14 protein-coding genes and 4 pseudogenes are annotated in these 20855 nt (G+C 65.6%); 7 read left to right on the top strand and 11 right to left on the bottom strand.

What is annotated here, in order from left to right; genetic code table 11:
* Window positions 1-280: 280 nt before the first annotated feature.
* Window positions 281-519 (top strand): annotated as a pseudogene (locus GNT64_RS01750) (transposase); the annotation flags it as partial.
* Window positions 520-534: 15 nt separating this feature from the next.
* Here the strand turns inward: GNT64_RS01750 and GNT64_RS01755 are convergent.
* Window positions 535-795: pseudogene (locus GNT64_RS01755) on the bottom strand (transposase); the annotation flags it as partial.
* 189 nt (window positions 796-984) lie between these two features.
* Window positions 985-1088, bottom strand: a pseudogene (locus GNT64_RS01760) (transposase); the annotation flags it as partial.
* A 322-nt stretch (window positions 1089-1410) separates the two neighbouring features.
* Here GNT64_RS01760 and GNT64_RS01765 point away from each other — a divergent pair.
* The 3 genes from GNT64_RS01765 to GNT64_RS01775 all read left to right on the top strand — a co-directional run bounded on the left by GNT64_RS01765 (window position 1411) and on the right by GNT64_RS01775 (window position 6237).
* Window positions 1411-1992, top strand: a complete 582-nt coding sequence (locus tag GNT64_RS01765) for a TetR/AcrR family transcriptional regulator (RefSeq protein ID WP_197277234.1) — start codon at window positions 1411-1413, stop codon at window positions 1990-1992.
* 134 nt (window positions 1993-2126) lie between these two features.
* Window positions 2127-4424, top strand: coding sequence for a TonB-dependent receptor (locus tag GNT64_RS01770; RefSeq protein ID WP_156677962.1), 2298 nt, complete (start codon window positions 2127-2129; stop codon window positions 4422-4424).
* Window positions 4425-4581: 157 nt separating this feature from the next.
* Window positions 4582-6237: an FAD-binding protein gene (locus GNT64_RS01775; RefSeq protein ID WP_156677963.1), complete on the top strand. Its 1656-nt coding sequence runs from the start codon at window positions 4582-4584 to the stop codon at window positions 6235-6237.
* Between the two features lie 209 nt (window positions 6238-6446).
* Here the strand turns inward: GNT64_RS01775 and GNT64_RS21745 are convergent.
* Window positions 6447-7040, bottom strand: a pseudogene (locus GNT64_RS21745) (IS66 family transposase); the annotation flags it as partial.
* 137 nt (window positions 7041-7177) lie between these two features.
* Here GNT64_RS21745 and GNT64_RS01790 point away from each other — a divergent pair.
* The gene (locus GNT64_RS01790; RefSeq protein ID WP_197277235.1) at window positions 7178-7717 is read left to right on the top strand and encodes a S1 family peptidase; all 540 of its coding nucleotides are present in this window, start codon (window positions 7178-7180) and stop codon (window positions 7715-7717) included.
* On the opposite strand, the gene GNT64_RS01795 is transcribed toward GNT64_RS01790, so the two are convergent.
* Together GNT64_RS01795 and GNT64_RS01800 are read right to left on the bottom strand one after the other, a co-directional pair.
* On the bottom strand, window positions 7658-9355 hold the full coding sequence (locus tag GNT64_RS01795) for a putative bifunctional diguanylate cyclase/phosphodiesterase (RefSeq protein ID WP_156677967.1): 1698 nt from the start codon (window positions 9353-9355) through the stop codon (window positions 7658-7660). The two genes, GNT64_RS01790 and GNT64_RS01795, sit on opposite strands and share 60 nt — an antisense overlap.
* Before the next feature lie 231 nt (window positions 9356-9586).
* A complete protein-coding gene (locus GNT64_RS01800; protein WP_156677968.1) occupies window positions 9587-11740 on the bottom strand; it encodes a TonB-dependent receptor plug domain-containing protein in 2154 nt (717 codons plus the stop codon).
* Window positions 11741-11820: 80 nt separating this feature from the next.
* On the opposite strand from GNT64_RS01800, the gene GNT64_RS01805 reads away from it, so the two are divergent.
* Together GNT64_RS01805 and GNT64_RS01810 are read left to right on the top strand one after the other, a co-directional pair.
* On the top strand, window positions 11821-12351 hold the full coding sequence (locus GNT64_RS01805; protein WP_231639180.1) for a homogentisate 1,2-dioxygenase: 531 nt from the start codon (window positions 11821-11823) through the stop codon (window positions 12349-12351).
* Window positions 12348-13286 carry a cytochrome-c peroxidase gene (locus tag GNT64_RS01810; RefSeq protein ID WP_338420402.1) on the top strand — a complete coding sequence of 313 codons (939 nt, stop codon included), beginning with the start codon at window positions 12348-12350 and terminating at the stop codon, window positions 13284-13286. Before GNT64_RS01805 ends, GNT64_RS01810 begins: the two co-directional genes overlap by 4 nt.
* A gap of 202 nt (window positions 13287-13488) precedes the next feature.
* Here the strand turns inward: GNT64_RS01810 and GNT64_RS01815 are convergent, their stop codons facing one another.
* The 6 genes from GNT64_RS01815 to GNT64_RS01840 form a co-directional block, all read right to left on the bottom strand.
* On the bottom strand, window positions 13489-14115 hold the full coding sequence (locus GNT64_RS01815) for a glutathione S-transferase family protein (protein ID WP_156677969.1): 627 nt from the start codon (window positions 14113-14115) through the stop codon (window positions 13489-13491).
* Between the two features lie 44 nt (window positions 14116-14159).
* Complete coding sequence (locus tag GNT64_RS01820; RefSeq protein WP_156677970.1) at window positions 14160-14480, bottom strand: YdeI/OmpD-associated family protein; 321 nt, start codon at window positions 14478-14480, stop codon at window positions 14160-14162.
* A gap of 133 nt (window positions 14481-14613) precedes the next feature.
* Window positions 14614-17835, bottom strand: coding sequence for an efflux RND transporter permease subunit (locus GNT64_RS01825; RefSeq protein ID WP_156677971.1), 3222 nt, complete (start codon window positions 17833-17835; stop codon window positions 14614-14616).
* Window positions 17835-18935, bottom strand: a complete 1101-nt coding sequence (locus GNT64_RS01830; protein ID WP_422396646.1) for an efflux RND transporter periplasmic adaptor subunit — start codon at window positions 18933-18935, stop codon at window positions 17835-17837. The genes GNT64_RS01825 and GNT64_RS01830 overlap by 1 nt, the downstream gene beginning before the upstream one ends.
* A gap of 35 nt (window positions 18936-18970) precedes the next feature.
* Entirely contained in the window at window positions 18971-20194 is a 1224-nt protein-coding gene (locus tag GNT64_RS01835; RefSeq protein WP_156677973.1) for a TolC family protein, read from the bottom strand.
* A complete protein-coding gene (locus GNT64_RS01840) occupies window positions 20194-20832 on the bottom strand; it encodes a cation efflux transmembrane domain-containing protein (protein WP_156681365.1) in 639 nt (212 codons plus the stop codon). The genes GNT64_RS01835 and GNT64_RS01840 overlap by 1 nt, the downstream gene beginning before the upstream one ends.
* Window positions 20833-20855: the final 23 nt, after the last annotated feature.

The following is a 20855-nucleotide window of genomic DNA, read 5'->3' on the forward strand; positions in this document are numbered from 1 at the left end:
GGTGTCCACGAAACCGGCAGCAGCTCACACCTTCATTGTTCGCCAAGGCGTATCCGTCGAAGAGCTTCAAAGAGTAAGCAAATATTGAGACTTCGCGCTTAGCGTCTAGCGGCCGAGGGTGGGAATGGATGGTTGAATAATGCGAACTGCGCCGCACCTGTTCAACGAGGATGCGCGGCTAACCGCGCAGTGAGCAGAGGTGGCTTGGAGAATCTGGACAGCGGGGATGAGTGGATCGCCGGCCTGACGGCAGCCATGATGGCTGCGAGCAGGAGGCATGATGAGCAAGCGACCCCGCCGGAACCACAGCACGGCATCAAGGCTAAGGTGGCACTGGCCGCTGTAAAAGGCGCGAAGACGCTGGCCGAGCTGGCGCAGCAGTATGACGTCCACCCGAACCTGATCAACCAGTGGCGGGCGAAGCTGCTGGAGAGCGCGGCCGACGTCTTCGGCGCGGAGGCCAGCGCACCCGAACCGACGATCGACGTGAAGGTGCTGCGCGCGAAGATCGGCGAGCTGAATCAGGCCCTACGTTTCTCGGCGGATGACGTCCTGCAGCATTTCCTTGTCGAGGCTGAGGTTGGCCACCAGTCGCTTCAGGCGGACGTTCTCTTCCTCCAACACCTTCAGTCGCTTCATCTCTGACGGCATCAACCGACCGTATTTTCTACGCCATCGCCAATAGATTTGGATCGAGATGCCGGCCTTCCGGCAAATCTCCTCGACCGTCGTTCCGTCTTCGGCCTGTTTGAGAATGAACGCGATCTGCTGCTCGCTGAACCTCGACTTCTTCATCGGCGAATTTCCTCGTGCCGCACCTGCCAAACCTACCCGGGAATTTTCCACAAAAATGGACCAGTTTGAAGGGCTCGGGTCATCCCAGCTTGGCGGCAAGCGCCACGATCGCGAGGTTAGGGTAAGCGTACGTGAGCAACCCACGCACCCAGTCGCCCGTTGGCGTCGTCCGTTTGACGAGATGTGCCATAGCAGCACGCGCGCCGTGGCTTAACTTAAACCCGGAGATATCTGTTGCCCCGCTTGCTGATGCTCGATAGCCTCGTCCTGTCGCCTGTGGAATGTTGTCGTGGTGTGGGACGAAGCTACGCCGCACTTCACCTACTATGATGCCGATTGAGTCTTTCAGGAAAGTTTTTGCCTCTCTACTAAGCATTCACTTCCATCTACGAGGCATACGTTCACTTCTAGATATTTGGCTCGAGCAAACAAATTGCAGAAAAGTATGCTATTGTGCTTTTGTCAAAATTTTGCGAGTGACGGAACAGTGCTATCTATGTTGGAGGGGTTCTAGTTATCACCCGCAGTCCTACGGCATCGTTAAACGCAGAAGATCCGGCGACTTTGCCGTCGGGGCGTTTGTCAGGTAAACGGATCGAGCGCAGGCGGCGGATTTTGGAAGCAACTCGCGAGCTCGTCATTGAGCGCGGCGCACGTAGCGTCACGATGCGAGACATCGCCGATCTGAGCGAAGTCACAGAAAAGACGCTCTTCAATAATTTCGGCTCGAAGGATCGCCTCGTGGCCGAGGCAACAGCGGAGAAGAGCGCGGACGTAATCGCAGCCGCCCATGCAGCCGAAATGGGCGGCCCGTGGCGCACGCTTCTCGCCATCGCAAAGGCGATAGCAGAAGCCGTCTTGGAGCGACCCGAACTTGCTCGATCCTCCGTTCCGCTGCTGATCGATCCGGCTAGCGGGGTTCGCATCGACGACGTCTATCACCGCTACGTCGCCCCAGAGGTAGCCGAGCTGGTCAATAAGGGAGATCTTGTTTCAGGCAGTCCGAGAGACGGGCTAGTGACGCTCATCCGCCTCGGCATGATCACCGGCATACTCGGTTGGTGTGCCAACGATGTGCCGGACAATCGGTTGTCCGATCATCTTCAATGGCAGCTCGCCGTCGTCCTTCTGCCGTTCGCGCGCCGCGCCTTTGCCGAGGAATGTCGCGCGCAAGCAGCACGCTGGACGCTCGACTAGCCTAAATTGCAGTCCACTGTAATTTGATTGACATGGCGCGCTGGTGCCTGATAGCGCGTCGCTGAGGCGCAGGGGTGCGCCTGCTCGCAACAAGACATAAGCGGTCAGGCCGCAGTATAATGGGGAGAGTGACAATGGCGCGTGCGCAGACCTGGAATCGTTATAGTATCGCGTTGTCGCTCGGGACAGCGGTCGCAGCGCTGGTCGGCGTGTCTGGCAACGCTCATGCACAGGATGTTGCCGCCGCAGTGACGCCCAGCGGGGATTCTATCGCCGACAAGCCGACCGCCGATGACGGATCGATCCAGGACATCGTCGTCTCCGCCCGGCGCCGAGATGAAACGCTCCAGACGACGCCGATTGCGATCACCGCCATCGCCCCCGCGCAGCTTGAGGCAAAGGCGACGCTGAATATCGGCGACCTGCAGGGCGCGGCGCCGAACGTGCTCATCACCAATCAAAACTCAGGGGCGGCGGCTGCCAACGTATCGATCCGCGGGCTGAGTTTCGCGGACATCGACAAGTCGTTCGATCCTACGGTCGGTATCATGGTGGACGGGGTGTTCATCGGGACGAATACCGGCGCCTACCTCGATTTCTTCGATATCTCGTCAATCGAGATATTGCGCGGGCCGCAGGGTACGCTGTTCGGCCGTAACACGATCGGCGGCGTCATCAACATCCAGCGGACCAAGCCGACCGGCGAGTTCGGTGGTAAGTTCGAGGCGAGTTACGGCCGGTTCAATACTTGGGCCGGGCGCGGCGTGCTGAACGCGCCGATTGTGCCCGACGTGCTGGCCGCCAAGCTATTCTACTTCCACAACGAGAGCGACGGCTATTACCGCAATGCGATGACCGGTCGGCGGACGGGTGCGAGCAACAACGAGAATTTCGGCGGCAGCCTGCTGTTCACGCCATCATCCGACTTCGCATCGCTGTTGACGCTGGAGAAGCAGGTTCAGGATTTCGTGCCGGTCAATTCAAACATCTCGAAGACGGGCGAGCTGTTCTGCCTGTTGGAACCGGCCAACGAGTGCGACCGCAATACGACGACCGATCTCTACACCGTGTTCGTCAGCCCGACGTCATCGCACTATACCGCGCCAGCGGTGACGTGGCAGAATGACCTCGACCTCGACTTCACAAAGCTGACATCAATCACCAGCTACCGCTCCGCCAAGGAGCAGCAGACACAGGATTTCGATTCGTCCTCGGTGGATATATATTATTCCAATCGCCGCCAGAAATTTCATCAGGTCAGCCAGGAGCTGCGCGCGGCGGGCAAGTTCACCGACAATTTTGACTATGTAATCGGTGGATATTTTTACAGCTCGCGCTACGAGCTGCTGCAGCGGACTCGCATCACGCTGTTCGCACCACCAAGGATCACGGAACAGAACACAATCGGCCACTCGCAATCCTATGCCGTGTTCGGCGACTTTAATCTTTCCATCACCGACCGGCTACGCCTGTCGTTTGGCGGTCGCTACACGCATGATCGTAAGAAGAACCGCAACCGCGTCGATGCCGACCAGTTTCCCGGTGTGACCTACAACGGCAGCAAGTTCACACCGAAGGTGGAGGTCGATTATCGGCCGAATGAGCAGATCATGGCGTATGCCTCCTGGTCGCGCGGTTATCGTTCGGGCGGTTTTTCCGGACGTGGCACCACGCTGGTCTCGTCGACGACGCCCTACGGACCGGAGACGGTCGATTCGTATGAGATCGGCTTGAAGATGGCGTTGTTCGATCGCAAGCTGCTGTTCAACATCGACGCATTCTACGCCGATTATAACAGCCTCCAGCAGAGTACGACGGTGCCGACGAGCACTGGCGTGGGCAACGAGACAATCGTCACCAACGTCGGCAGCGCGAAGATCAAGGGCATCGAGGCGGACTTCACCGCGCGCCCGGTGGATCGGCTGACCTTTACCGGATCGATCGGCTACCTCGAAAACGGCTTTAAGAATTTCATCACCCAGGGTGCGATCAGCGCGCTTCAGCCGGCCGTGCGGACGATCGACTATTCAAACGTAAATCTCATCTACGCGCCGAAGATCACGGCGGCCATCAATGCCGAGTACAGTGTGCCTACCGATTTCGGCAAGGTGCAGGCGAATGTAGGTTACCGCTACATCGCGCGCTACGACCAGCAGATCGGGCTAGACGCAACCGCCGCCTATCCGCCGACCGGCACCGTCGTGATCCCGCGCAACGATCCGCGCGTGCGGTCGGACGAGCAGAACCTGCTCGACGTCAGCCTCTCCGCGCAGTTTGCGGTGGAAGACCGAAAGGTCCGGGTAACGGCCTATACGCGCAACCTACTCGACGATCGCGGCCCGAACGCCGCATTCACCGTGGCAGGTCTCTGGTCCTTCTCCTCGGCACGCGAGCCGCGCACCTATGGCGTGCAGCTGGGCGTAGAATTCTAGAACAGGTCTGAAGTGCCGCGCCAGCGCGGCAGGGCGCATGACGACACGGCGCTGAACGAGTGGGGATGATGATATCGGGGAAACCAGGCCGGTGACGGACTGGATGCAGGCTTAGCAGGCCGGATGTGCTAGTTCACACGCGCAGCAAGGGAAATGCATGGTGAGCGAAGAGACCAAGTGGGATCTGGAGGCCGACGTCGTCGTGCTGGGTTCGGGCGGTGCGGCAATGACGGCGGCGATCTCCGCGCATGATTTCGGCGCAAAGGAGGTCGTCATCCTGGAGAAGACCGGCATGGTCGGCGGCACGACCGCCATGTCCGGCGGCATGCTCTGGATCCCGAACAACCATCATCAGCTGGAATTGGGCTTTGAGGATTCCGATGACGAGATCGTGGCCTATCTAGATGCTTTGTCACCAGGCGCGCTCGATCCGGAGACGTTGGGCGCGTTTATGGAAGGCGGTCCGGAAATGCTCCGCTATCTCGCGGAAAGAACGCCCGTCCGCCTGCACGTGTTCGCAGACTTTCCCGACTATCAATCCTATCTGCCGGGCGCGAAACCCGATGGCGGACGCTCGCTGGATAACGAGGCTTTCTGCTTCGAGCAACTCGGCAAATGGGCCTCCCGGGTCAATCCGAGCAAGATGGCTTATCCGCTGCGCGGCAGCCTCATGGAGGCGGTCAACGGCACGCTCGACGAGGCGGCACTGGCCGAACGCGAGGCGCATGACTATCGTGGCCTGGGGCAGGCGCTGGCCGGATCCCTGTTTAAGGCGGTGCTGGATCGCGGCATTCCGGTCGAGTTCGAGAAACGCGCCCGCCGGCTCGTGAAGGATGGCGACAGGGTGATAGGCGTCGTCGCCGAGGACGCCGACGGCCGGGACTTTCGCGTGCGCGCGCGCCGCGGCGTGGTGATCGCGACCGGCGGGTTCGAGTGGAACGAGAAACTGGTCCAGATCTTCCTGCGCGGCCCCCTTACAGGGCCGGTCAGCGTGCCGGAGAATGAGGGCGACGGTCTGCTGATGGCGATCGACGCCGGCGCGCAACTCGGCAACATGCAAAACGCGTTCTGGATGCAGAGCGTGCTCGAATTTAAGCCGCAACACCGCAACGCCAAGCCCAACTACCTGCTGGGATCGGACGAACGAGCGCGTCCCGGCGCGATCCTGGTTAACCGAGCCGGCAAGCGCTTCGTGAATGAGGCGGCAAATTACAACGCGTTGGGCAAGACGCTGCATGCCTTCGACGCCGGCACGCACAGCTACGCCAACCTGCCCTACTGGCTCATCATCGATCAGCGCTACAGAAGCAAGTATCAGACCTTCAATACTCCGCCGGGTGGTCCGATCCCTCCATACATGATGCACGCCGACACACTCGAGGAACTGGCGGCCGCAGCGGGGATCGACCCCGATGGTCTGAAGGCAACCGTCGCGCGGTTCAACGATATGGTTCGCAACGGGCATGACGACGACTTCAATCGCGGCGATGCCACTTACGACAATTTCTACATGTGGGGCGATACCGAATTTGAAGCGCCGTTCCGCACTCTGGGTTTGATCGATCAGGGGCCGTATTTCGCAGTTAGGATGGAAGCGGGCGCGCTTGGCACCGCCGGAGGTCCGAAAACCAATGGCGACGCGCAGGTGCTGGATTGGAGCGGCAATCCGATCCAGGGTCTCTATGCGGCCGGCAACGCCATGTCAGCCGTGTTGGGCGAGGCTTACGGCGGCGCCGGCGGCACGCTGGGACCGGGCCTGACCTTCGGCTATCTGGCCGGCCGTCATCTTGGAAGTCACATCCCCAATCATTGACTAGGCATTACCGCGGTCTCGTCCATCATGCCCCCCAACCATGGGGCTTCGACACCTCCACCTTACCGATGAGCCCGGTGATCACCGAGACGCTGATGCCGGGGCGGGGCCTCGGCCCTATCCCGGCACACAGCATCATCTCCACCGGGGAATTACACCACCACTGCGGACGCTAGCCCGTTAACGTATGCCTCCGGTGAGCACCGCGATCAGGCGGGCTTGAGCGCGGGCTCGGCGGCTCGCCAGTTCCAGGGCAGCAGCTCGTGGAGGCGGGTCTGCGGCAGGTCGGCGACGGTGGCAATCACGTTGGCGAGCCTGCCCTGGGGATCTACGTCGTTGAGCTGCGCGGTGACGATGAGGGTGTACATGAACGCCGTGCGTTGACCGCCACGGTCTGAGCCGGTGAACAACCTCGCCTTGCGACCGAGCGCGATGCCGCGGAGCGCCCGCTCGGCGGCGTTGTTGGTGAGGCAGATGCGACCGTCGTCTACGAACCGGGCGAACGCGGTGCAGTCCTCGAGCATATATTCGATGCGCTCGGCGACCGGGTTGGAGCGGGCGAAGCCGCCGCGCTGCTGGCGCAGCCACTGCTCGAGCGCATCGACGAGAGGTCGGACGTGCTCCTTGCGGACGGCGGCCCGCTAGTCGGCCACCTTGCCGGTGATGGTGCGCTCCACATCGAAGATGGCGTCGATGCGCTTCACCGCCTCGATCGCGATCGGCGAGAGGATCGCCGATCCCTTGCCGCGCTTGAGCTGCGCGACAGCGTCTGCCAACTTGAAGAATATGCGGCGCGCAAGTGCGACCAGCGGCAGCGCGTGGCCCCGGTCGATCATCGCCTGGCGCTCGGCGATAGACCGGCCTTCCCGAGCGCACCGGCCAAAAATCGTTCGTCAGCGTCAACTCGCCGATTTTTGCGTGCAGCACCGTCACGTCGACCGTGGCCTCTCCAGGCGTTGACGTCACGATCAAATATGTCGAACTGACCGCGCGACTATCTGACATCGGCGAGCCCGTGCTGGCGCTTGATTTGATCGCCTTCGCCGTCGATTTCCCATTTGATCCCAACAAAGGCGAGAGTCCGACTCTCAGCGTCGATGGTCTGGCCGCTTCGGGAATCGTCCGCAAATTCTATCCCACCCGCAGTCGAATAACGCCAGGGCCAGTGCTCCGCTGCAATTTCGAGGCCCGAGGCGGAATGAGCGGCGGTCCCGTCTTTGATAGGCATGGCAACGTCTTCGGCATCGTCACCTCGTCAATGATGGTTGATGGCGAGTGGGACACCTATGTCAGCCTACCCTGGTCCGCCTTCATGTTCGAGGCCCAGCCCGAATGGCCGGCCGGCTTGTACAGACAGCCGAGTACGTTGTGGCCGGGCCATGTCGCCGAGAACTGGCGGCTAAGTGTCTGCTTTACGCTCCTACGCGACCTGTCCCTGTCGGGGCTCAGCCGCGAACAGCGTCGCGGTGGCCGAAGCTGACAGTGGCTCGCTGAACAGCGGACCCTGACCCGTGTCGCAGCCGCGCTCCAGCAGCCCACTTTCCTGATCGCCCGCTGTGACGCCTTCGGCGATGACCTTCATTCCCAGCCCGCGGCCCAGCCCAACCAGCGCGGTGACAATGCTGGCACTCTCGCTGTCGCTGCTCATCGCCTCGACGAAGCGCCGGTCGATCTTGACCGCGTCCAGCTTGAAGGCGCGCAGGTGGTAGAGGCTCGAATAGCCGGTACCGAAGTTGTCGAGCACGACGCGCAGCCCCGCAGCGCGCATCGTCGCCAGCAGAGCTCCGGCGCCTTCGGGATCCGCCACCAACGCGCTTTCGGTCACCTCCAGCTGAAGTCGGTCAGGCGCTAGCTGCGCCTCGTGTAGCACCCGCACGATCCGGGCGGTGAGCAGCTGGTCCTTGATCTGGCTCGGGAACACATCGACGGACAGCGTCACGTGCGGCGGCCAGGCCGCCGCTGCGCTGCATCCCTGACGCAGCAGGTCCTCGGCCAGCGCGTGGATCAGCCCGGTCTCCTCGGCGACGGGGATGAAGCGCTCGGCGGGAACGTCGCCACCGTCGGCGCGCTGCCAATGCGGCTTTAGTTCGAAGCCGGCGATCGCGCCGGTGGCGAGATGGACGACTGGAAGAAAGGCGGCGCGGATCGCGCCGGCGTCGATCGCGGTGCGAAGCTCGCCCTCGAACGCGGATCGCTCGCGGACCTGCGCGTCCATCGCTGGCTCGAAGAAGCGCAACGCCGAGCGCCGCTCCGCCTTGGCGCGGTAGAGCGCGACATCGGCCATGCGCAGCGCCTCGTCGACGCTGTCCGCGTCCTGCGGGATCATCGCGATGCCGATGCCCGTGCCGACGCGATGCACCGCGCCGGCGGCGGTGATCGGCGTCTCTAGGACATCGATGACCCGCATAGCGACGTTGGTGGCAGCCTCGCCGCCGACCAAATGCTTGGCGAGGACTGCGAACTCATCGCCGCCGAACCGCGCCACTATGTCGCCGCCGCGCATCGCCGCCAGCAGGCGCTGGCCGACGATCGTCAGCACCTCGTCGCCCGCGCCGTGGCCGTGGACGTCGTTGATCTGCTTGAAGCCGTTCAGGTCGAGCAGGAACAGCCCATGGGCTGCTCCGGCACGCGGTGGCGAGCCGATCGCCTCGCGCAGCGCCTCGTCAAACTGGCGGCGGTTGGGTAGGCCGGTAAGGCCGTCCTTATAGGCGAGTTCGCGCGCGTGCTGCTCCGCCGCGATACGCCGCGCAGTCTCCTGCCGCTGCCGGACATACTGGCGCCAGGCGAACAGGAGCAGCCCCAGTGCAAGCATCGCGCCGACCAGCAGTGCCTCGTCCAGCTCAATCCAACCGTCCTTCCTCGGCACGGTCGGCGCGTTCTCGAAGACATCTACGGCATAGATCCAGTAGAGGGCGACCAGGGTACCGGCACCGACGATCGAGAGATCGCGAATGGCGAAACGACGCCGCATGATGGAACTCCGAAAGCGAGCGCGGCGACTGGCGGGGTCTTGGCTCATCCCGACATAATAGATTGGGATGGTTGAGAACCGGTAAGCGCCCGAACCGATCCTACGAAAACGACCGCTCGCCTGAGCTGGTGGGCGGTCATGACCCATAAATCGCCGTTCGGACGCCCTTAGCTGCCCCCAGTTAACGGTCGCCCGTCAACTTGAACTAGGGGCAGATTAGCCGTGGGCAATTTGTTGTCTCCGGCGAGAGGGAACGCTTGATGATACGATCGCCTCCGGCAGCACGAGCGGGTGGAGCGAGCAGTTCAAGCAGCTGGATGCGCTCGTGATCACCCTGCCCACCTAGGATGACGCCTTGCCCCCCACGCTGAGCCATGCTCAATACCGTGCCCGCACGCTGGCGAAGAAGCTGCGGCCCGGTTCGGGGAAACCGTCGACGAGCTGGTAGTTATCGTCGAACAGGTTGCGGCCGCCGATGCCGATCTGCATGCCGTCGACGATCTCATAGTCGATGCGGAAATTGCCCTGCACGTAGCTGCCGGTCCGGTAGTATAAAGGAACGCCCGGCGGTGTCGGCGTAGTGGAGGCGAGCGTGGTGCGGTTGGACGCCGCCTCGATGCTCGGCACGACATGCAGCCTCGGCGTGGGCGACCAGTCGGCATAAGCGAAGCCCTTTTGGCCGGGCACGTCGGTCAGCTGGAAGGCGAGCGGCAGGATCACGCCCGGGCGCTGGCGGATGTCGAAGTCACGGTGGATGTAGCTATAGTTCGCGCCGAGGAGCAGCGTGGCACCCAGCCGCGCCGTCACCGAAAGCTCGGCCCCGTAATATCGGGCATCACCAAGGTTCTGGCGCTGGCTGACGCCGGCCGGCGCACCGGCGGGGCGGATCGAGACGATCGCCTTGCTGATGTCGCTGTAGAAGGCGGCCGCCTCGACCGCGATCGGGCCGAACGCGCGTGTCCCGCCGATCTCGTAATTGGTCGCCCGCTCGGGATCGAGGCCGGGGTTTGACGCCGCGGTGCCGAACTGCGTGCTGAACCGCTCGAAGATGGTCGGAAAGCGGGAGCGGCGGGATATACTGGCGTGCAGGGTCGTGCCCTCCTCGGGCCGCCACTCCAGCCGTCCCTGCCAGTTGAACGCGGAGGAATTGGCGAGCGGATAGCTGAACAGGCGCGCCGCGCCACCGCCGCGGGGCGTGCCATATTCCTGCGCCTTCTTCAGGTCGCGCCAGTCGTAGCTCGTCCCGAGCGTCAGGCTGAGCGCGGGCGTGATCGCCAGCAGATTCTCGGCCGCGATGCTGTATGTATCCTCCAGATTCTCCTGCGGCGGCTCGGTGAAACCAGATGGGAAGCCCTGCTGATACTCGACATGCTTGTCGCGGCGATAATAAGCAGCGAGGCTGAAGCGGTCCTCGGGCAAGAGCTGCACGTCGAGCTGCGCCGATCCGCCATAAGCGCGGTCCGCATAATAGCTGTTGAAGGCACGGCCAAGCGTCTGGGTGGTCTGCGTCCGATCGTTGAACGAGCGCAGCAGGTTGTTGAACTCGTTGCGGTACGCGCGGGTCTTCAGCGTCGCCTGGTCGCCCAGCGCGGTGGTCGAGAGGCAATAGAGGCTCTCGATGTTCCAGTAGGGCCAGCTCCAGAAACGCGGCGTGGGCGAGCCGGGGACGATCGGCGCGGAGCCGGCGGGCAGCGGGGTCGTGCGCAGATCGTCCGTCACGTTGAGCGGCGCGTTCTTGCGGCCTTCCTGCCGGGTATAGCTGATCGCATATTCGTCGGTGGCGTTGGGCGTGAAGCCGGCCTTGGCGTTCACCCGCCAGTCGCGCGTGGCGGAAAGGTCGCGCGCGCCGGCACTCTGGTTCACGGTCGGGGTGAAGCCGCCCGCCAGATCCCAATGATCCTGCACGTTGCGGGTATAGGAACCCTGCACATAGAACTTGTCCTGCTTCGTGCCGAGCAACCCGAAGACGTTGTAACCGCCATAGTCCACATCGCGATCGAGGTTGAGCGTACCGCGCGCCTCGGTCTCCAGGGCCTTGGTCGGCTTGCGGGTGACGAGATTGATGGCGCCGCCCAGCGCCCCCGGCCCGTCCAGCACCGAGGCATAGCCTTTCGCGACCTGGATCTCGGCGATGTCGGGGGTCAGGAAGCGGCCATAATCGAGCCGGTTGTCGGCGGGCAGATAGACGCGGATGCCGTCGATCGACAGCGGCACCTGGAAGCGATCGAAGCCGCGCACGAAGATCAGCCGCTCGTTGCGCGAACCGCCGGTGTTGGAGGCGGTCACGCCGGGGATGATGCTCGCCGCCTCGTCCAGGCTGTTGCGGTTGAAAGTGTAGATCGCCTCCTGCCCCAGCGTCTCGCCGCCGATCGCGATGCCTTGCGGGCGCGGCGCCGTCACGATGATCTGGCCAAGGCCGAAACTGGTATCGGCGTCCCCGCCCCTCCCGTCGGTCGACGGCGCGGTCCGATCCTGTGCGATGGCTGGCGTGGCGAGCGCGAGCAGACTGACGGCCGAAAGCAGATAGCGCATGTGAATCCCCCTTGTCGCCGCGACGCCCCTGTCGCAGGCTATTCATCGGCTATATCCCGCCATATACAGAGCTTGCCGGATTGGAGAAGACCTTGGCTGCAACGGTTCTGCTGTCCCTGCTGCTCGCCGCGGCGCCTGCGCCGGCGATGGAGGGCATGGATCACGCGCAGATCGCCTGCCCGGCCACCCCGGCGCCGCTGCCGGCTGGACTGGAGCGCTGGTCCGGCCAGACGCCGGTTCGCGCCGGCGCGTCGGCGGCGCCCGCGACGCCGCTGTCGGTCGGCGAGGCCGTGGTCGCGACACTGCTTCCCACGCCCAGGGTGGCCTATGCCATGCGCCCCGAGAAGCCGGGCGGCTCGGTCAGTAGCGGCGGCCTGTTCGCCTTCGCCGTGCCGGCGGCCGGGCGCTATCGCGTCGCGCTGGGCTCGGCCGCGTGGATCGATGTTCTGTCCGGAACGGTGCCGGCGACCTCGGTGGCCCACGGTCATGGCCCGGACTGCAGCGGCATCCGCAAGATGGTCGATTTCGATCTGCAGCCCGGCCGCTACCTCCTGCAGGTGGCCGGCAACGGTTCGGCCACGCTCCCGCTGATGGTTGCCCGCGTGCCGTGAGGCGGATCGCGCTGGCGCTGGTGGCAGGCGGCATCCTCGCCGCCGCCGCGCCATCCTGGCAATGGTCGTTGCCCGTCGGGATAAGCGCGCCGTCCGTGCCCGCGGACAATGCGATGAGCGCGGCGAAAGTGGCGCTCGGCCACCGGCTTTTCTACGATGCCGACCTGTCGATCGACGGAACGATGGCCTGTTCGACCTGCCACGAACAGCATCGCGGCTTCGCCGATGGCAACCGCACCCATGCCGGCGTCCATGGCGATCCCGGGCGGCGCAACGTGCCCGGCCTCGCCAACGTCGCGTGGCGGCGGGTGCTGACCTGGGGTGATCCACGTCCTTCCTCGCTGGAGGCGCAGGCCGCGATCCCGTTAACCGGCAAGACCCCGATCGAGATGGGCATGGCCGTGGATAGTCCGGATCTTGCCCGTCGGTTGGGGCGGGACGCCTGCTACCGCCGCCTGTTCAGGGCCGCCTTCCCCGGCACCGGCGGCCGCATCGATCAGGCGAGCGTGGCGATGGCGCTCGCAGCCTTCGAGCGGACGATGGTCTCGTTCGACGCGCCGGCCGATCGGGGCGCGGCCCCCGCCGTGGGCGCCGCGATCTTCGCGGCGAAATGCGCCTCGTGCCACGCGGGCCATGATTATACCGACGGGCGGTTCCACCGGTTGCTGCCGACCTCCGCCACGGACCGGGGCGCCGGCGAGATCACCGGCCGCAGCGACGATGACGGCGCCTTCCGCACGCCCTCGCTGCGCAATGTCCGTGACCGGCCCGTGGTTGCACGACGGCTCGGCCGCGACCCTGGACGCCGCGCTTGCGGCCCATCCGGGCAGCGACCCGGCAGATCGGCCGGCGCTGATCGCCTTCCTGGAGGCGCTGACGGACCGCCCGTTCCTCACGGACGAGCGTTCGGCCTACCCCAGCCGTCGCGGCGCTAAGCCGGCACGCCCGACTGTTTGCTGATCAAATCGGTCGAAATGCGGGACCAGGATGGGCAAAAGGCTCCTTGATGACTTCAAATAGACCCAAGCTCGGTCGTTCAACGCGACTTGAGTGCTTCCCAACTCTGGCCATCCGTTCAGCTGAAGACGCGGCGGTTCGGAGCCCAAGGTAATCGATCAATCGATCACCTTTGCTGGTCTACGCTGCCACGGCCTCGTGCGAACGGTAGAACGCGCGCTTGTAGGCATCGCGGGCCGTGGTGCGGGCGAGGTAGGCCTGTTCGGCATCGCTGAGGACGAACCCGGCGTGGTTCGCGCCCAGGTCCAGCGCGTAGGTCACAGAGATGTCGGCGGCCGTTAAACTATCACCGGCCATATAGGGCGCGCCCGCGAGCTGCCGCCTTACGAGCAACAGCCGTCGCTCGACGCACGCGCGCGCCCAGCGGGCGCCCCAATTGTCCCGTTCCGCCTCGGGCGCGATGAACCCGCTCACCAGCGGGACCATCATCAAAGTCGCCAGGCCCGCTTCGCCCATGTGGAGGAACTGCTTGTAGGTGGGGAAGGCCGGATCGTCAGGCGAGGGCTGCAGCGGCGTGGGCCCATAGCGGCCCATCAGATACTCCATTATCGCCACGGACTCGACCATAGTGACTTCGCCGTCCTCGATCGCGGGCAGGAAGTCGCCGGGATTGACGGCGAGCCACGCCGGATCCTTCTCCGCGGCCAGCATGTCCACGTGCCGCACGCTGTAAGGTAGCTCCATCTCCTCCAACACCCAGACGGCCCGGATCGATCGCGAGGTCTGTCCGCCCCATACCGTGATCATCGTCTTGCTTCTCCAAGCGCGGGGCACCGGCGAACGGCGTGCCGTCAGCTTGCGGGCGAGGTCTTGCTCTTGCGGTCGATTAGGACAGCCTGTTGCCATCGGCTCGGCGCTTTATCGGTTCGATGAATGCAACCTGCCCAGCAGCACGGCCGCTTCTTTCCTTCGAGCAGTTCCTCACGGGTTCGCGCGATGCGTCGCTGGCGGGTTGCGCTCTGCTTGGCGTCATCAACCCAGCAGATGAACTCGTTTCGGCCGAGAGGCGTCAGCCCTTCCCACAGCAACAGCACGCTCGGCTCCGATCGAATGGCGGCTTGAAGGTCATCCCGAGCCTCATGCACAGTGCCATGGAGAAAAACGTCAGCCACAAGACCCTCACACGCGTTCGCCCGATCCAACTACCGAGTGTGCTTAAGAGTGATTTAGAAGCATGACCGCCCGGTTATGTGATGTCCACGGCCGGATCGGCTTCGGCCCGCAGCAGCGAAGACCCAGATGCGGTCATTCAGGGGCAAGTTTCTCGCTCTCGGAAGCGGACATTCGTTCAGATTGACGCGAGACAAGGCCAATTCGGGCGTAGAGGGTCGGTAGAACGAACAGCGTAAGCAGCGTCGCAGAGACGAGCCCGCCTATGACCACCGTCGCGAGCGGCTTCTGGACCTCCGCCCCGGCACCGTGACCCAGTGCCATCGGCACGAAACCGAGGCTAGCGACCAGTGCCGTCAGGGCTACCGGCCGAAGGCGCAGCAAGGCGCCTTGCCGTGCAGCTGCGGCACGATCCCAGCCATCGCGCACCAGCTCCTGAATGGCACTCAACATGACGAGGCCGTTGAGGACGGCAATGCCGGAGAGCGCGATGAACCCGACCGCGGCCGAAATCGAGAACGGCAGCCCGCGCAGCACCAGCGCCAGCACGCCGCCTACCAGGGCGAGCGGCACGCCGGTAAACACCAGCGCCGCGTCGCGGACGCTGCCGAGCGCTCCGTAGAGCAGCAGCAGGATCACGGCGAAGCACGCCGGCACGACCAGCATCAGCCGCGCGCGTGCCGAGGCCAGGTTCTCGAACTGCCCGCCCCATTGCAGATACTCGCCGGTGGGCAATCGCACGTCGCGGCCGATCGCGGCTTGTGCGTCCGCTACGACGCTCGCCACGTCGTGGCCGCGGACGTTGGCCTGGACCACCACGCGGCGCTTGCCGTTCTCGCGGCTGATCTGGTTCGGCCCGTCCGTGATTCCGATATCGGCGACGCTCCCGAGCGGGACCGAGGCGCCCTGAGGTGTCGGGACCGGCGTCTGTCCGAGCGTGTCGAGGTTGGCCCGGGCGGCATCCGACAGGCGGACGACGATCGGGAAGCGCCGATCGCCCTCATAGATTTGGCCGCTCTCCTTGCCGCCCACCGCGGCCGACACCGTGTCGGCGACGTCCTGGGCGGTGACACCGAGCCGGGCCGCGGCATCGCGCTTCAACGCGACGTCGAGCATCGGCAGCCCTTCGGTCTGCTCGACCTTGACGTCCTCCGCGCCGGGCGTCCGGCGCAGCACGGCCGCGACCTTCGCCGCAGTCGCGTTCATGCTGGCAAAGTCGTCGCCGAACACCTTGACCGCGACGTCCGAGCGGACGCCGGCGATCAGCTCGTTGAACCGCATCTGGATCGGCTGCGTCACTTCATAGGCGTGGCCGGGGACACTGGCCAGGCGCTGCTCGATCCGCTCGACCACCTCCGCCTTGCCTTCCGATGGGTCGGGCCACTCGCGCCGGTCCTTCATCATGATGAAGGTGTCCGTCGCGTTGGGCGGCATCGGATCGGACGCGATCTCGGCGGTGCCGGTGCGCGAGAACACGGTCTTGATCTCGGGCATCCCGGCCAAAGCTCGCTCGATCTGGAACTGCATCCGCTGGCTCTGCTCGATCGATGTGCCGGGCACCCGGAACGCCGACACCAACACGTCGCCCTCGTCGAGCTGGGGCAGGAACTCCTGACCGAGCGTCGTGAAGGCCGCGGCGCCGATCGCCATCGCGCCGATCGCGACACCGATCGTCGCTCGGGGCCGGCGCAGCGCGCGATCTAATCCCGGTTCGTAGCGGCGATGCAGCCAGCCGATGATGCGGTTCTCGCCGGTGTGACCGGAGCGCGCGATCCACGTCGCGATGGCCGCGGGTACGAAGGTCAGCGACAGCACGAACGCGAACGCGAGCGCCAGCAGCACGGTCAGAGCCATCGGCTCGAACGTCTTGCCCTCCACCCCCGAGAAGGTCAGCAGCGGCAGATACACCAGCATGACGATCGCCTGCCCGTAGACCGAGGGCCGGATCATCTCGCGCGCGGCGTCGGCGACCAGCGCCAGCCGTTCCGGCTTGCCGAGCTGCCCGCCATCCACCTCCTCGCGCTCCGCGATCCGGCGCAGCGCGTTCTCGACGATGATGACGGCGCCGTCGACGATCAGCCCGAAGTCGAGCGCGCCGAGGCTCATGAGGTTCGCCGACACGCCGAGTCGGCCCATGCCGAACGCCGTCAACAGCATGGCGATCGGGATCACCGCAGCGGCGATCAGCGCCGCCCGCCAGTTGCCGAGCAGCACGAACAGGACGACGATCACCAGCGCCGCCCCTTCCGCGAGGTTGCGCGCCACGGTGACGATGGTCGCATCGACGAGCCGGGTGCGGTCCAGCACCGGCTCGATCACCACGTCCGGCGGTAGCGACGGCTCGATCGTCTTGAGCTTCGCACCGACACCCGATGAGACGGTGCGGCTGTTCTCGCCGATCCGCATGATGGCGGTGCCGGTCACGACCTCATGCCCCCCTTCCGAGGCCGAGCCCATGCGGACGCCTTGGCCGAGCCGGACGTCCGCGACGTGGGAGAGAGGGATCGGCGTGCCCTCGCGGGTCGCGATCACCGCCTGACGGAGCTGCGCCAGGCTGGCGATCCGCGCATCGGCACGCACCGCCAGCCCCTCGCCGTTGCGGTCGACCGTCCCACCGCCAACCGCGACGTTCGCACGCTCCAGCGCGGTCGCGAGATCGGCGAGCGACAGATGAAGCGCGGCGAGCTTCTGGACGTCGGGCACGACGAGATATTCGCGTTCGTAGCCGCCCAAGGAGTCGATACCGGCGACACCCTCGACCCCCTTCACCTGCGGGGCAACGATCCAGTCTTGGACGGTGTGCAGATACGTCGCCTTATCGGCTTCGCCGACGAGACGGTCGCCCTCGGGGGTGATGTAGCTCCCGTCCGGCTGTAGCCCCGGCTCGCCGGGCTTATGCCGATCGTGTGCGCGTTCGGCGTAGCGCAGCGTCCATACATAGACCTCGCCGAGGCCGGTCGCGATCGGCCCCATCGCCGGCACCACGCCTGCCGGCAAAGTCTCCTGCGCGCCGGTAAGGCGCTCCTGGACCTGCTGGCGGGCGAAGTAGATGTCGGTGCGGTCGGAGAACACCGCCGTCACCTGCGCGAAGCCGTTGCGGCTTAGCGAGCGGGTGCTTTCGAGGCCGGGGATGCCGGCCAGCGCCGTTTCGATCGGAAACGCGACCTGCTTCTCGATCAGCTCCGGCGACAGCGCCGGCGCGCGCACGTTCACCTGGACCTGGTTGTTGGTGATATCGGGCACGGCGTCGATCGGCAGCTTCGGCAACGACAATGCGCCGATCACGGCCGCGATGGCGGTGAACAGGAGGACGAGCCAGCGGCGCTCGACCGCCCAGGTGACGATACGGCCGATCATCAATCTTCGTCCGCGATCGCGCCGAGCGCCGACTTCAAGGTGAAGCTGTTCCCGGCCGCGACCTGCTCGCGACCGGACAGGCCGCTCGCGACGATCACCGCGTCGCCAGCGTGTTGTCCAAGCGTCACCGGCACCGCCTTGAAGCCCTGCGGCGTCCGGACGAACACGACCGTCTTGCCGTCGACGGTCTGGAGCGCGGTCGATGGTATCCGGATTGCCGACCCGTTGCCGCTCCCGGCGAGGTCAACGGCGACTGTGACCGGCTCGCCGACCCGCCATAGCCCGGCGCGGTTGTCGAGCGTCGCGATGGCGGCGACGAGCTTGGTATCGGGATCGAGCGCGGGCGACACGAAGTCAATCCTGGCGGCGGCTTGCCGCCCCGACGCCGTGACGACGACATGCGCGCCGGGCCTAACGCGACCAGCGTCCGCCGGCGACAGGTTGAGCGTAAGCGATACCCGGCCCAGGCGGGCCACTCGATAGAGTTCTGCATCGGCCGCGACCGTCTGGCCCAGCACCGCGGTTCGCGCGATTACCTGGCCGGCGATCGGCGAGACGATCGCGATGCGATTGAGGGAGCCGCCACCCCCGCCAGCGGCGGCCACCTGGCCGCTCGCCTGCCGGTAGGCAATCCTGGCCTCGATCGCGGCTGTGCGTGCCGCGATGAGGTCCTGTTCGGGCGAAACGCGCTGATCGAACAGGCGCTGCTCGCGCGCGAGATTGCTGTTCGCCAGCGCCAGCCGGGCGCGCGTCGCCTCGACCTCGCCCTTGAGCTGCGCCGCCTCGCGACTCTCGATCACCGCCAGCGGCGTTCCCGCCGCCACGCTTTGTCCGAGGTTGCGGTTGAGTGCGACGACGCGCCCGCCGATCGCGGCCGAGACGACCTGTGTTCCTTGCGGATCACCGTCGATCGTGGCGGGCAGCTCGATCGTGCCGCCCCCCTCGCCGATAGTCGGGCGCACCAGCTCGATCCCGCCCGTCGCGATTTGCGCGGCCGACAGCGTGACCGTGCCATCGGCCGCCTTCGGCTTGTCCTCGCCGGCCGCTTCCTTCGGCGCTTCGGCGGCTTGTTTGCCGCAGCCGCCGACCGCCACCACCATCAACAGCGGCACCGCCGCCCCCAGCCAATGCCGCTTCACTTGCGTGTTTCCTCATAGGGGGTTGTGAGCCGGTCGAGCCGGGCTTGCGCGTCATGGTAGGCGGCGAGCGCGTCGATCGCCGCGGCGCGGGTTTCCGCCAGCGCGCGCTCCGCATCGATGAGATCGAGCTGACCGAACTTGCCTTCGCGATAGCCGATGTTGGCGATGCGCGCCGCTTCCTGTGCGGTGGCGAGCGTCGGTCCGTTGGTGGCGCGCGCGGCGCTGGCGGCGTTGTCGCGCTCGGCTTCGGCCGCGATCACCGCCCGATCGGCTTCCAATTCCGCCGTACGCGCGAGTGCTTCGGCCCGGGTGCGTTCAGCCCGCACCTGCGCGAGCGCCGCGGAACCGTTGTTGAACAGGGGCAGCGGCACCGAGAGGCCGATCACCGCAGCGCTGGAGCCGACCATCGGCACGCGGCGCACGCCGGCGCTGACCGTCACGTCGGGGACGCGCTGGGATCGCGCCAGCCGCTCTTGCGCCGCCGCGGTCGCGACATCGGCACGTGAAGCCGCGACGGCCAGCGCACCCGACCTCTGCACTGGCACATCGCCCGCAATGCGGTCGAACCAGGCCGCATCAAGCGGCCCTAAGGCCGGCTGACCGATCAGCAGCACGAGCGTTGCCCGTGCCGCCGAGGCGAGCCGGGCCGCCTGCTCGACTGCTACACCGGCGTTGTTACGAACCACGCCGGCGCGGCTTTCTTCGAGCGGTGAGGCACGACCCGCCTCGACGCGGACCTGTGCAGCGTGAAGACCGTCCGCCGCGATCCGCGCCTGCTCGCGCGCGTTTGCGAGCCGGCGATCGGCCGCGAGCGCATCGCCATAGGCGCGCGTCACGGCAAGCCGCAGCTCGGCATCGACGCTGGCGCGGTCGATCGCCGCGCGCGCGCCCTGCGCTTCGGCCACGCCGATCCGCGCCGCGCGCTTCCCGCCCAGCTCGATCGGATAGGCCAGGCTGACCGTCTGGTTCGGCGCTTCCACGATGTCATAGGCGCGGCTCCCGCCGACATTCTCGACGTCGACCGAGGCCGTCGGATTGGGGCGGAGCCTCGCGGCGCGTCGTGCGGCCGAGGCGGCGTCGATCGCTGCCGCCGCCGCTGCGGCGGTCGGGCTGGACGCCCGTGCGAGATCGACCGCCGCGTCCACCGTGAGCGGCGGACCCTGGACCTGAGCGAACGCCGGCGTCGCCAGCAGCAGGATCGGCAATAGCAGGCGGCGCATCAGTCGAACTCGACCTCGCCGCCCTTGCCGCGCCACACCGGCCACGCCGACCGCAGCACATGGGTCGCGGAACGCAGGAACAGGAGCGCGATGACGACGCCGGCGACGATATCCGGCCAGCCCTTCCCCGACCACGCTACCAGTCCGGCCGCGACGAGGACGCCGACATTGGCGATCACGTCGTTTCGCGAGCACTCGAAGGTGCTCGCCATGTTCACGTTGAGGCGGCGGAAGCGCCACAGCAGCGCGAGACAGCCGAGGTTGGCGGCGAGCGCGATCGACGTGACCACCAACATGATGTTGCTGGACGGCGTGACGCCTTCCGCCACCTTGAAGACGGTTTCGATCAGGACGCCGATGCCGAAGGCGAGGATCAGCCCGCCCTTCGCGAGCGCCGCGCCGACCTGCCAGCGTTCGCCCTGCCCGAGCGCGTAGAGGCTCAGGCCATAGACGATCGCGTCGCCGAGCATATCGACGGAATCGGCCATCATCGCGCTCGATCGCGCAATCAGGCCGAAGCCGAACTCGGCAGCGAACATGACGATGTTCACCACCATGACGATAATGAGCACGCGCCGCTGATCGCCTTGCGCCAGCACGTTCAGCGTCTCGCTCTTGGCGCTACAACAGTCGTCCATCTGATCCTCGACGGGAAAGGTGG

Origin of the sequence: Sphingomonas profundi, from assembly GCF_009739515.1 — a bacterium.
Classification (GTDB): domain Bacteria; phylum Pseudomonadota; class Alphaproteobacteria; order Sphingomonadales; family Sphingomonadaceae; genus Alterirhizorhabdus; species Alterirhizorhabdus profundi.

What these genes read in the sequence shown, in the direction of transcription:
- GNT64_RS01775 (WP_156677963.1), top strand. Translation starts at nt 4,582, where the DNA reads ATGGTGAGCGAAGAGACCAAGTGGGATCTGGAGGCCGACGTCGTCGTG.
- GNT64_RS01800 (WP_156677968.1), bottom strand. Translation starts at nt 11,740, where the DNA reads ATGCGCTATCTGCTTTCGGCCGTCAGTCTGCTCGCGCTCGCCACGCCA.
- GNT64_RS01815 (WP_156677969.1), bottom strand. Translation starts at nt 14,115, where the DNA reads ATGATCACGGTATGGGGCGGACAGACCTCGCGATCGATCCGGGCCGTC.
- GNT64_RS01840 (WP_156681365.1), bottom strand. Translation starts at nt 20,832, where the DNA reads ATGGACGACTGTTGTAGCGCCAAGAGCGAGACGCTGAACGTGCTGGCG.
- GNT64_RS01825 (WP_156677971.1), bottom strand. Translation starts at nt 17,835, where the DNA reads ATGATCGGCCGTATCGTCACCTGGGCGGTCGAGCGCCGCTGGCTCGTC.
- GNT64_RS01770 (WP_156677962.1), top strand. Translation starts at nt 2,127, where the DNA reads ATGGCGCGTGCGCAGACCTGGAATCGTTATAGTATCGCGTTGTCGCTC.
- GNT64_RS01830 (WP_422396646.1), bottom strand. Translation starts at nt 18,935, where the DNA reads ATGGTGGTGGCGGTCGGCGGCTGCGGCAAACAAGCCGCCGAAGCGCCG.
- GNT64_RS01835 (WP_156677973.1), bottom strand. Translation starts at nt 20,194, where the DNA reads ATGCGCCGCCTGCTATTGCCGATCCTGCTGCTGGCGACGCCGGCGTTC.
- GNT64_RS01795 (WP_156677967.1), bottom strand. Translation starts at nt 9,355, where the DNA reads ATGGGTCATGACCGCCCACCAGCTCAGGCGAGCGGTCGTTTTCGTAGG.